This is a genomic window from Proteus vulgaris, assembly GCF_011045815.1.
GTDB classification, from domain to species: domain Bacteria; phylum Pseudomonadota; class Gammaproteobacteria; order Enterobacterales; family Enterobacteriaceae; genus Proteus; species Proteus vulgaris_B.
In genome coordinates, this window is record NZ_CP047344.1 from 1,257,888 (window position 1) to 1,271,114 (window position 13,227).

Here is a 13,227-nt window from a genome sequence, read left to right on the forward strand (position 1 = left end):
AATACAAAAATGGAGAATATAGCCAGGTTTAACGGACAAAATCGCTATCACCTTAATGTACAGGGTTGTGATGTTTTATTTGATGTAGAACACTTCACCGGACGCGAAGCAATAAGTGATACCTATCATTATCAAATAACATTTACTTGCCAAGCTCAGGATTTACAACCGCAACAACTGTTGCGTCGTAGTGCAACGCTATCTTTTACACCACCGCTAAATAGCCTGACTGATTTAGCCACACAAGAACCCATCACCAAGCAAGTTCATGGTGTTGTCACCCAATTTCGGCGTCTATCAGGTTCGGTTGATGAAGCGCGTTATCAACTCGTGATTGAGCCTGTTTTTGCATTATTACGCCATCAAATCCGTACACATCGTTTCTTCCTCAACCAGTCGGTGCCCGATGTTGTCAGCCAAATTTTACGTGAGCATAATTTTAAAGATTGGGAGTTTGAATTTACACTGAAAAATGAATATCCCAAACGTGAGCAAATCAACCAATATCATGAAAGTGATCGCCAATTTATTGAACGATTATTAAGCGAAGTCGGTATTTTTTATTCGTTCTATTTGCAAGACCAAACACAAACCGAAGTGATCCGCTTTGCTGATCGCCAAAGTGCTTATACCTTTGATAAAACGCTGCCTTTAAACAGCCCATCAGGTATGAATGATAATCACCAAGAAAGCGTATGGGGGTTATCATTACATCATCAAGTGGTTGAACAAAATGTATTCACCAAAGACTATAACCACCGCCAATCACAAGACACCTTGATTTCAGCAGTAACGGATATGACCCGTGGTGAAGGGGATGATATTCATTATGGTGAAGTTTATCATTACCAAGCAAGACACCTTACTCGTGGTGATAAAATCACACCAGAAGCCGAAACCGCAAACTTTTGGGCAAGGCTTGATCATGAACGTTTTCTAACTCGACAAACTCGCTTAAAAGGCGAAAGTAATGCAGATTTTTTATCACCGCTACAAGTGCTTTCCATCACTGACAGCACAATACCTTCATCATTACCCTCAGTGTTTCAGTCACCCATTTTAATTACCCGCGTACGCTTTAGTGGTGGCCGAGAAAAAGCACTACAAGTACGATTTAATGCAACTCCTTATAGTGAAACACTTTGTTGGCGCCCTATTGTTAAGCCTCGCCCCATTATTACAGGCACACTGACTGCACGCATTACTAGTGCAAAAGATAACGATATTTACGCACACCAAAATGAACACGGCTTTTATTGGGTAAAATTTGATGCCGATCGTGATGAAAAACCGATGGGCTATGAAAGTATGCCAGTACGTTTGGCAAAACCTTATGCAGGTGACACCTATGGACTGCATTTCCCGTTAATTCAAGGCACAGAAGTGGCTATCGCCTTTCATGAAGGCGATCCTGACCGACCTTATATCGCCCATGCATTGCATGATTCACGCCATCCCGACCATGTAACGGATAGAAACAACACTCGTAATGTTATTCGTACTCCGGCTAATAATAAGCTACGTATGGAGGATAAACGCGGGCAAGAACATATCAAACTCAGTACCGAATACGGAGGTAAATCTCAATTAAGCTTAGGTCATATTGTCGATGCCAATCGTGATAAACGTGGCGAAGGTTTTGAGTTACGCACTGATAGTTGGGGAGCAATAAGAGCGGGTAAAGGATTACTTCTTACGACAGAAGAACAAACTAAAGCAAGTGAGCAACAACTCAATATTGTTGAAATAAAACGCCAACTTTCTGATGCATTATCAACAGCAGAATCACTGTCTGTACTATTAGAAAAAGCAGAAATTGATGCTTTAGATAACGAGACACAAGAAATCTTTTTAGATAATAGTATTACGGAATTAAAAGAGCCTGTAATAATTGCTGGGGCCCCAGGGGGAATTGCTGTTTCTACACCTAAACATATTCAGCATAGTAGTAACGGTAATCAAATATATTCAGCGGCAGGAAATACCGAAATATCATCTCTTAAGCGTCTGTTTTTAGTGGCGAAGAAAAAAATTGCACTCTTTGCTCATGAGTTAGGAATAAAACTAGTAAGTGCGGCAGGAAAAATTGAAATACAAGCACAAACAGATGCCCTTGATTTAATTGCCCAAAAAGCGATTAATATCACAAGTACAAATGATGAAATTATTATTAGTGCTAATAAGAAAATAACCCTTCAATCTGGAGGATCTTATATCACGATAGAAGCAACTCAGATTGAACATGGAACAGGTGGGGATTTTAATATCAAAAGTGCTAGTCTCCAATATTCTGATGTTGCAACATTAAATACACCTTATCCTAAATTTACTGCTTGTGAATCAATGGCGAGTGAAGCGGCTCAAAATGGCGACGGAATTATCCCTTTAAGCTAAGGAGTAAATATGGAATATTATTTATCACAAGCTAAAAACTTCAGTGAACATCAATTCGCTGTTATAGATAAAGCATTTGCAAATGAGTTAGTTGAACGTTATCCGACGTTAGATATCGTTTCATCACATCTCAAACCGCAATCACATCTCTATCCCGCATTGATATCATTGCATGAGTTATCATCATCTGAATGGCAATCTATAATATCTGAAATAATACAACAGTCGTCAGAAATATCATCTTCTGCAAAAATTTGTTTACTATTAGAAAGTCATTTATCGGCAAATGAAATAAAAAATGAATTGGCAAATATGTTGCTAATTAGCGATGAACAACAAAATTACGTACTACGTTATTATGATCCTAGAGTTTTATTTCATTTATCTTGGATCTTAACACCTTGGCAATTACAGATTTTATTAAAAACTCATTTAATTCAATCATGGACTTACTTATTAGAAAATCAATGGAATACATTATACTTTCCAGAACATATTGCTTATCAAAAAAACTCACCGACTGATTTACCATTAACACAAATTTGCCAAATAGGTTTGATTAATCAAATATTAAATAAATTACCAAGCGTAAACATATTATCTGAAAGAATAAAAATCAGTCAATTAATTAATAAGTTAATTACTCAAGCACATAATTTAGAGTTGATAGAACAGGATGATATTATTGCCTTTGTTCTTTATGGAATAACATATCAATGTGCATTTTGGCTCCAAAGTGATTTTAAAGAGTTATTATATTTATCCTCTAAAAATCCTAAATATTTTTCGAGAATGATACTTCAAATAGATAATTCAAAATGGAATAAAACCAAAAGTGAAACGCCCACTTTAATTGATATTTATGGAGAATAAGTATGAGTTCTTCTAATAAAAAAGAAGGCTGTAAATTTTGTACACGATATGGATTCCCAATATTACCCGTTAGACCCGCAATTATGTCTCAAAATGATATACTTCCTGTTATACCTAATGATATTAAAGTACCGATTAATAATCAGGGCGAAACGGCATATACTCTGCGTTTATTACGATCTGGTTATTTAAATATTTGGGATGAGTTGGGTCAAACTTGGATAAATTATTATGCCACAAAAGATGGTTTCTATTATCCACTTCCAGAAAATGGAGAGGCGCCAGATAATATTCTTTCTGGAGAAGTAACCCCTTGTATTAATAAACCAGAAGAATTAGCAAGAGCTTCTTTTATTACTCTCCCTATTTTTCCTGCACCATTAAAAAATGGAAATTTTTGGTTTTCTTGGTCTGAAGTCAAATGGACGGATACTGTAAGAAAAAAACATGAAGAGCCAAGTTTTTATCAAGAAAATATGCAATTATTTAATCTAGAAAAATGGCTTGAGACTAATAAAGAAAAACAATCGTTACCACTAAATAAACCTGATGAATATATCTCTGAATATTTTCTTAAATCAAGAGAAAGTCAATTAAGACAATGGTCACCTTCTTTTTTATTTACAGCCTCAATTTTAACTAATGCTATTTATGGTGCGATAGCTCTACAGCAAAATTTTCTTGTATCACCTAAAGCATCAGGGAAAGAGATTGAAAAAACAATTAGTAATAATTTTAATTCAAATGGCGCAATATTAGTATTACAAGACCCTATTGGAATTTTAAAAGATTTATCGGCACTTACTCAATATGAACTAGATAAAGATGTTTATAAGAAAAAAGATATTGAGCGTGAAACTATGCTTTATACTACTATTTCTAGTTTAAAAGAAGGGATAAAAAATAAGTATCAGTCTGATTATATAATAAAAACTATTCAAGATAATGATCTTAGTGAAAGTGTCGATATTAAACGTGTAGATATTAATGGTATAGTTCACAAAAACCCCGAAGGTGATATTACATATAAAGTACCGATAGATGCACCTGATAGTGATATTATAAAGCAACTTCTAGCTAAATCAGTTATAGAACAAAAAACAAAAGTTCATTGGGCTAAATATGAAAAATATTATGATACTGAAAAATTTGATACTTTCGAAAAAGAATTTAAAGATAGACTATCTGATTATACTCAAAGGATATTAAATCCTAGGATAGAACTCTATCTTGATTGGTTTGAATCTCAGGAATTAACAGATTATTTTTTATATAATTTTGATGAAAATGATATTACAAGTGGTATGGAATATACTGCGACCGTTTGTTATGCTGTCGCAAATATGGCGAATAAAGAAAGGGTTAGAGATTTTTTTAGTAAGGCTTTATTAAAAGATCTGACAGATAAAAGCAATATTGTCGCTAGAGCGCTTGCTTTTAATCATGAAACATTGATACAAAAAATTAACAAGGCAGTGTTTAAATCTCCTAATCTTACATCTGTACCATGGAATGGTTTAATTGATGCGATGCAACAAACTGTGGATAAAGTTAACAATCCTGGTTTTAATGCTGATAGTGTAATGGGGCTATATTTAGCAAATTTTTCATCTGCTATTATAAAAAGTACAAATACTATTTTAGAGTCAAAAAAAGTATTTCCATTTTTAGTCACTCTTGGTGTTATTCAAAAAAAAGCAATTATTCCACTTAGCAAATCAGGTGAGTATAAACATTTTATCAAGTATGTTGTATCCGAATTGATGACGATTAATAATGGCGGGGTAACGCCTAGTAAAGATTTATTAGAATTTCATGTCAGAGCAGAAATAAAACGTAAACAGTGTTTAGGTCTTGATGTTTATAATATAAAAAACCAAAATTATTTAATAGATATAGATATTACTGAATGGGAGAATATTAAAAATCTTCCTAAAAAAGCAAAAGAAGAAGCAATGGCTGGAATGTTATTTACCACTTCAGAATCAAAGGAAAAACTGCATATTCAGTGGAAAACTCAGCTAACAACAGGCTCAGGGAAAGCACTGACTTTAATGGGGGCAGGTGTATTATCTGGAATATTACAAACCGTAGCTGTGCTTTCCTCCGCCGATTTTGGAAATAAAAAAATATTAACTAAAGATCAATTAGAAGAAAATAGTCGATTTTATGCCGGAGCGGCAGCTGTTCTTGGCACTGGATTCGGTGTGATTGAAACTGGAATTAAAGAATATGTTCGAGTTCATAGTCTGTTAACTACTCGAACTTTCAATGGATTAAAATCTTTAGAAACAGCATCCAAAATTATGGGACGATTTTTAGGATTAGCGGCGGGCGTTGTAACTGTTGCTTTTGATTTTTATCATATGGTTGAAGAAGGAGGGAAAGGCAATATAGGACTTTCATGGGCATACGGCGCTTCAGTAGCTGCTGGAGCATGGTTTATCTTTCTTATTTTTGCCTCAAGTTTAACCCCTATCGGGTTGGTTATTACTCTAGTCGCCGTTATTATCATGTTAGGGACAGCTATTTATATCGCCATTGAAGGACAAGATAATATTCAAAAATGGCTGGAACAATGCTTATGGCAAAAAATACCTAACGATAATCTAAATTATCAATTACCTCCTATTTTCCCAACTATGGAGATGGAAATGAATGAATTTAAACAAGCAATAGGGCAAGAATAAAATGGACTCTTATGGATTACTACAAAAGTTTAAACTTCATCGCCCATTAAATAACGAAGAAATAGCTGGTAGACTTGATCAAAATGACCGTATTGATATAACCAATGAAGAGTTAATTCCTGATATAAAAGTGATCGCAATAAATTCTTATTATCTAGAAATGGTGGATAAATATTATTCTTCAAAAGGGTTTGTGAGTCTTTTTTCTTCCTTAGGTACTATTGCATTCTTGGGAGGTGTAATATGGATCATTATACACTTTATTTTTTTTAGCCCACTATCTAAAGGAATCATATTATATATTATTACTATGGGATCTCTATTTCTTGCTATGGGGCTTTTTATGTTCTCTTTACTGAAAACAGAGTGGTTTGCATGGACACACTACCCATTACGTTTTGATCGTAAAAATCAAATGGTTTACGCCTTTCGCACTGATGGTTCTATTATTTCAGTACCTTGGAAGAAAGTATTTTTTACCACGGGACTTGATTACGCTAAAAGCATGAAAAACGACTATTATATTAGTGGGCATGTTCTTGCTGATGATAATAAAACCATTATTGATACCTTTTGCCTTCCTGCCTCCACCGGTAATTTTGAATTACTGAAATATCATTGGGAGTTTATTCGACGTTATATGGAAGAAGGGCCTGAGAATATTATTCAACAAGTTGAATTTTGTTTACCGATAGCCAATAAAAAAGAAAGTTATGGATTTACGTTCTTTTATGTCAGCACGTTATTTAAAGGTATGTTGAAAATTTTAATGCCATTGATGTCTCCAATTATTTTTATTATTAGTATTCCTCGCTATATTGCAATCTTAACCAGTCGCCGTCCTATTTGGCCACAGGAAGTAGAAGAGCAGTGCAAAATAGACCCTAATGATCCTTATATCTTAAACGAAAAAACGAATCCTAAAGATCTCTGGAAAGCATTTTATTAAATGTATTTTAAGGTGATAAATAATAAAAGGAATTATTCGTATTGGTAATAAGAATATTGTTATTGAAGGACAAGACTAAGATGGATAGTTACGGATTACTGCAAAAATTTAAGCTTAACCGCCCATTAAATAACGATGAAATAGCCGGTAAACTGGATCAAAATAGCCGTATTGATTTAGATAATAAAGAGTTAATTCCTGATGTAAAAGTGATTGCAATAAATTCTCATTATCTAGAAATGGTGGATAAATATTATTCCTCAAAAGGATTTGTGAGTCTTTTTTCTTCCTTAGGTACTGTGGCATTTTTAGGTAGTGCATTATGGGTTATTTTATATTTTATATTCTTTAAGCAATTTACTAAAGAAAATATAGCATCCACTATTATTACAGGATCTCTACTTCTTGCTATGGGACTATTTATGTTTTATTTACTGAAAACAGAATGGTTTGCATGGACACATTATCCTATACGTTTTGATCGTAAAAATCAGACGGTTTATGCCTTTCGTACGGATGGCTCTATTATTACCGTGCCTTGGGCAAAGGTGTTTTTTACTACAGGACTTGATTACGCTAAAAGTATGAAAAACGACTATTATATTAGTGGGCATGTTATTGCTGATGATAATAAAACCATTATTGATACTTTTTGCCTTCCTGCCTCCACGGGTAATTTTGAATTACTAAAATATCATTGGGAGTTTATTCGACGTTATATGGAAGAAGGGCCTGAGAATATTATTCAACAAGTTGAGTTTTGTTTACCTATAGCTAATAAAAAAGAAAGTTATGGATTCACGTTCTTTTATGTCAGCACGTTATTTAAAGGTATGTTGAAAATTTTAATGCCATTGATGTCCCCAATTATTTTTATTATTAGTATTCCCCGTTATATTGCAATATTAACCAGTCGCCGACCTATTTGGCCAGAGGAAATAGAAGAACAATGTAAGATAGATCCTAATGATCCTTATATCTTAAATGAAAAAACCAACCCTAAAGATCTCTGGAAAGGATTTTATTAAAAATTATTTTAAGGTAATAAATAATGAAAGGAATTATTCGTATTGGTGATAAAAATAGTAGCGGAGGGTGTGTATTATCAGGATCTTCTGGAATGCTATTTAATGGTATTGGGGTTGCACGTTTAGGTGATGCTGTTTACTGCCCTAAAAAAGGACATGATAATGTTGTGATTGCTCAAGGAAATCCCACATTTTTAGATAATAATATTCCCGTTGCTTTTGATGGATATAAATGTAGTTGTGGTTGTACATTGATTTCTTCTCTTTCTAAAGCTAAAGCGAGTCAATAAACTCATGCCTGTTGATTTATCATCTTTACCGCCAAAAGCAAAGCGTTATTCATTGCCATCAATAAAAATATGGGTAAAGTTTTTTGTTTTTTTATTATGTATTATTAATGTTATTAATTACTTTATCTTTCCTTTTCTTAATATAAAAAAGGTATCTATTTTACAGATATCTTTTTTAACCTTTGTAGTATGGGGGGGGCTCTGTTTTTTTAGGTATTTATTTTATATATTGCATCAATCTATAGCTGATGGGTGGGATAAAAAAAGAGAAGAAGATAGAGATAATATGATTATCATTGGACAAAGGTATATAACCTTATTAAGTCAAGCAATGATATTACCTTATCTAGAAAGTTGTAAAGATTTATCGACTCAAATAGTTGTTAGTAAATTATCGTTATTACCTTCATATCAATTAGGTAACAATATTATTCATTGCTCTCAATTCTCAGATGTTAAGGAGAATAATATTGATAGAATAATAAATAGATTAAATAAATTATTAATAGAATCATCATTAATATCTAAAATACATCAGCTTTCTGATGATGTTAAACTTGATATTATAATATCATCTAACTGTTCTTATTTGTCAGATGATGAAAAATTAGAAATTGATGCGATATTGTCTCAGAGAATAGAAAGAGTCTATCATGTTATTTATACAGAAGAAATAGAAATAGATTTAATTGATAATTGGCTAGATAATCCTAAGTTATTTGATTTTTTACTTTTAATTAATATTTATTCTTTTGATGTTCCTGTTAATCTTCATAGTGAAGTAGCCACTGCACAATTATTTTCTTTTTCTAATGATTCTCCCATTAAGGGAATGGCAAAAATTCATCGCCCAGAATTAGTTGAAGATAAAAATTCTTTTGATCTATTTAATGAAAAAATTGAAACTGTAGCGATATGGAGCAATATTGGTAAGAATAAATTAAAGGATATCTGGCTAACTATGTTGCAAGATAATCATGAGGATGAAATAAAAATTAAAATTTCATCATCAGATATTAGTAGTCACACTAGATTATACAATATTAATAGTAGTATTGGATATACACATAATGCATCTACTTGGGTGAATATTTATATCAGTGCAACTCAATTAATTAAAGATAAATCTCCACAGCTATTAATTGATAAGAAAACTATTTTAATTGTTAATTCTTAATTTTTAATTTCCTTAAAGCTTATTAATTTTTTATTAGAGTAAAGGTGTGAATATGAGAGGGTTGTTTTTTCAATTATTAAGTTTTTTAAAAAAACCATGGTTAATTTTACTCTTATTACTTGTTTTTTTAATTGGTCTTTTATTTATTTTCCAATATTCCCACAATACTATTGGAGCGTATTTTCCTCAAAAAAAGACATGGTTAAAAACAACCCTGATTACAGTAATTATTTTATTTTTTAGTATTACATTCTTATTTATAATTTCTCGATATATAGGGATGTTTAATTATAATAATGTTCGAAGAATAAATAAGAGTATAAAATCACGTATTCAGATAGATCATAATAATACTAGCTTTATTAATGATATTTTTGAATATAGTAAAAATCATTACGGCACTTTCTGGCGTAGAAAAATAAATATCCAACTCCTCATCGGCACCTCAACATCTATCGAAAAACTCACTCCCAATCTAACAACGGACATCTGGCAAGAAAACAACGGCACGTTACTTATCTATGGGGGCGATATCAATCAAAGTATGGATGAAAAATTAATTCAAGACTTAAAACAGCTGCGTCGCCGTCGCCCACTAGATGCGGTAGTTTGGGTCTCTGAAAATACCTTATCGCAACAACCGCTGGGCCAATCAACTTTTAATCACCTAACGCCAACCAATACAGACACCGCAAGCCGTTATTTCCACCAGCTCTTTCGTCAATTACGCTGGCAAGCGCCTATTTGGCTTTGGAATATCAGTAATAATGGAGATATGACCACGGAAGAGGCACCAACAGTACTTTACTCTGCACCATTAAATGCCACTTCAGAAATACTCTCAAACGATATGAATAAGCTGTTACCTGCTCTTATTGAGCAAGGCACACACGCTGTATTACACAATCAAGCACACACTTATTTATTGGCTTTAGCCCGCTTTTTACAGCATGAAGGCGGTGAAAAACTCGCCAATAACTTAGCACCACTTCTATCGGGTTATCGCCCGCTACCGTTTGCTGGCATGCTCTTTAGTACACCCACTTACAATAACGTGTCTGCAACTTCATCACAAAATAATCAATGGATTTTAAATCACCATTGGAAAGCACTCCTCACGGCAAATTCACAGCTACCCTATCCATTAAAAGCCTCACCGTTAGGTTTAAATTCAAAACGTATTTTGCAATATACGGTTGCAACCGCCATGACGCTGTGGGGCATTGGTATGGTGGTCTCTTACTTTATGAATCGCCAATTAATTACCCAAAGCCAACAACAAGCGCAGTTGGCAACAGACAATCATCAATCTGAATTTGCCCGTTTGCAGGCACAATATGGCTTACAACAAACCTTGGGGTTATTGAGTTATCGAGAACAGACTGCGGTGCCATTTTGGTTACGCTTTGGCTTAAGTAGCAACACTCAATTGCTCAGTCATTTATGGCCGGTTTATAGCCAAGCGATGTTGCCATTATTACGTGATTCGACCCAACAACGTCTCGAAAATCATCTTCACGCATTTATACAGTATCCCCCTGAAAGTGCTGAACGAATTGAAGGCGCTCAATCTGCTTATCAAACACTGAAAGCCTATTTGATGATGAGTGATCCGTCCCGTATTGATCCGGCTTTCTTCACTGAAAGGGCATTGAATATCTGGCCTGAATATCACGGATTAAAAGATGGTGAATGGCAAACATTAGGCACAGAACTATTCACTTTCTATGCCTCTCAATTACCGTATCATAATGAATGGACTATCAAGCCTAATCGCACTTTAGTTGCCGGAAGCCGTACTATTCTTATTCGTCAAATTGGTCAACGTAATGGCGAGTCTGCGCTTTACCAAAAAATCTTACAACAAGCACAGCACAACTTTGCGGATATGACCTTGGATGATATGACGGGGGATACGGATGTCAGTTTCTTATTAAGCTCAACAGAAACGATACCCGGTATTTTTACTCGTAAAGCCTGGGAAGATTCTATTGAGCCGGCGATTAAAAAAGCCGTTTATGAAAGACGAGAAGAGATAGATTGGGTATTAAGTGACACACAAAAAGAGGCTGATATTGATATCTCACCGGAAAAATTGCAACAAAACCTGACTGAACGCTATTTTAATGATTTTTCAGGCAGTTGGTTAAGCTTCCTCAATGGCTTACAGTGGCGAGAAACACAAAGCCTCTCTGATACGATTGATCAACTCACATTAATGAGTGATGTCAGACAATCCCCCATTATTGCATTGATGAATACACTCTCTTATCAAGGTAAAACTGGTCGTCAGCAAGAAAAGCTAGCAGACTCTTTTGTGAATTCTGCCAAAGATCTATTAAACAAAGAACAGCAACCGGTTATTAGTCAAAAGGCGGAATTCACAGGACCACTTGAGCCTGTTTTTGCACCAATACTGGCTTTTACTGATCCGCAATCTTCCGCACAAAACAGCGATACATTGAGCTTACAAGCTTATCTCACACGTGTAACGCGAGTGCGCTTAAAACTCCAGCAAGTAGTGAATGCGCCCGATCCCCAAGCGATGTCTCAAGCCTTAGCCCGAAGTGTTTTTGAAGGGAAAACGGTCGATTTATCCGAAACACAAGATTATGGCAGCTTAATCGCAGCAAGCTTTGGGCAAGAATGGAGTGGCTTTGGACAAACACTGCTTGTGCAGCCGATGTCTCAAGCATGGCAACAGTTATTAGCGCCGACCTCACAAGGTATCAATACCCAATGGCGAAATGCCGTTGTGAATGATTGGAATAGGGCATTTGGGGGGCGTTATCCCCTCAAAAATACACAAAGTGAAATCTCATTACCTTTAATGGCGCAATATCTACGCCCTGATAATGGCCGTATCCAACGCTTCCTTGAAACCCACCTTAATGGTGTTTTACATAAAGAAGGTACACACTGGGTACCCGATACCACCAATGCCCAAGGCTTAACCTTTAACCCTGAGTTCTTAAAAGCCTTAGATAAATTAAGCTACTTAGGGGATGTGGTTTTTGCGAATGGTGAAGCACGCCTTTATTTTGAATTACGTCCGGGTACATCACCCAACATTATGCAAACCCACTTAATGATAGATAAACAGTCCCTTATCTATGAAAACCAACAACCGCAATGGCAACGCTTTGTTTGGCCAGCGGATACTGTCGCCTCTGGTGCATCACTCAGTTGGATCACCACCAATACCGGTACACGTATTTATGGCGATTATCGTGGCGTCTGGGGCATTATTCGTTTATTGGAAGATGCCAACATAGCCCCTTATGCCGGTAGCACCAGCAGTTATTCTGTTAATTGGAAAACCTTAAATGGACAATCCCTCAATTACACTTTAAGGACAGAAATGGGCGATGGTCCCATCGCACTCTTGCAACTACGCAATTTTGTTTTACCTGAAAAGATCTTTTTGGATTAAATACAAAATAAGGTAATTAAATAAAACGGGTTCTTATGGTTCGGGACAAAAATTCAAGTTTAATTGCTGGTTAAGTAAAGAGGGTTTACTGTATTTATAGAATAAAAGCATCTGCGACTTTTTTAGGGCCTTCATAAATTTCAATTTTTTCTAATTTTTCTAATAAATGATGAGGGGCATGTTCAACTAAAAACTGCATATTTCCCTCACTTATCCAATGTTCAGGCTCTTGTTTTGTGTGAGTGATTTCAATGGCAAGACTCCAGCTATTTGGTTCATAAGGTAGTTGAGTGGTTGGATAATAAAAACCAGCTAAAGGAGGTGGCGATTGTCTTCCTCCTTCAACCGAGGTTAACCAGACGATTTTAACGCAGACATTGGTATGCATATGAC

At 34.9% G+C, this 13,227-nt stretch carries 9 protein-coding genes; 8 read left to right on the top strand and 1 reads right to left on the bottom strand.

The annotated features are described in order from the left end of the window. The first annotated feature begins 9 nt into the window (after positions 1-9). From GTH24_RS05790 to GTH24_RS05825, 8 genes are all read left to right on the top strand, one after another. Complete coding sequence (locus GTH24_RS05790; RefSeq protein WP_164526054.1) at positions 10-2,394, top strand: type VI secretion system Vgr family protein; 2,385 nt, start codon at positions 10-12, stop codon at positions 2,392-2,394. 9 nt (positions 2,395-2,403) lie between these two features. After that, entirely contained in the window at positions 2,404-3,267 is an 864-nt protein-coding gene (locus GTH24_RS05795; RefSeq protein ID WP_164526055.1) for a DUF4123 domain-containing protein, read from the top strand. Between the two features lie 2 nt (positions 3,268-3,269). After that, positions 3,270-5,957, top strand: coding sequence for a T6SS effector BTH_I2691 family protein (locus tag GTH24_RS05800; RefSeq protein WP_164526056.1), 2,688 nt, complete (start codon positions 3,270-3,272; stop codon positions 5,955-5,957). Position 5,958: 1 nt separating this feature from the next. Next, a complete protein-coding gene (locus GTH24_RS05805; RefSeq protein WP_164526057.1) occupies positions 5,959-6,906 on the top strand; it encodes a DUF6708 domain-containing protein in 948 nt (315 codons plus the stop codon). An 80-nt stretch (positions 6,907-6,986) separates the two neighbouring features. Further along, positions 6,987-7,934, top strand: a complete 948-nt coding sequence (locus tag GTH24_RS05810; RefSeq protein WP_164526058.1) for a DUF6708 domain-containing protein — start codon at positions 6,987-6,989, stop codon at positions 7,932-7,934. Between the two features lie 23 nt (positions 7,935-7,957). Then, positions 7,958-8,224, top strand: coding sequence for a PAAR domain-containing protein (locus GTH24_RS05815; RefSeq protein WP_164526059.1), 267 nt, complete (start codon positions 7,958-7,960; stop codon positions 8,222-8,224). Between the two features lie 4 nt (positions 8,225-8,228). Next, positions 8,229-9,401 (top strand): hypothetical protein, encoded by a 1,173-nt coding sequence (locus GTH24_RS05820; protein ID WP_164526060.1) that lies wholly within the window; start codon positions 8,229-8,231, stop codon positions 9,399-9,401. A gap of 280 nt (positions 9,402-9,681) precedes the next feature. Further along, the gene (locus GTH24_RS05825) at positions 9,682-12,834 is read left to right on the top strand and encodes an ImcF-related family protein (RefSeq protein WP_241254036.1); all 3,153 of its coding nucleotides are present in this window, start codon (positions 9,682-9,684) and stop codon (positions 12,832-12,834) included. A 94-nt stretch (positions 12,835-12,928) separates the two neighbouring features. Here GTH24_RS05825 and GTH24_RS05830 read toward each other — a convergent pair whose 3' ends face one another. Further along, positions 12,929-13,222, bottom strand: a complete 294-nt coding sequence (locus GTH24_RS05830) for a hypothetical protein (protein WP_072069723.1) — start codon at positions 13,220-13,222, stop codon at positions 12,929-12,931. Positions 13,223-13,227 lie beyond the last annotated feature (5 nt).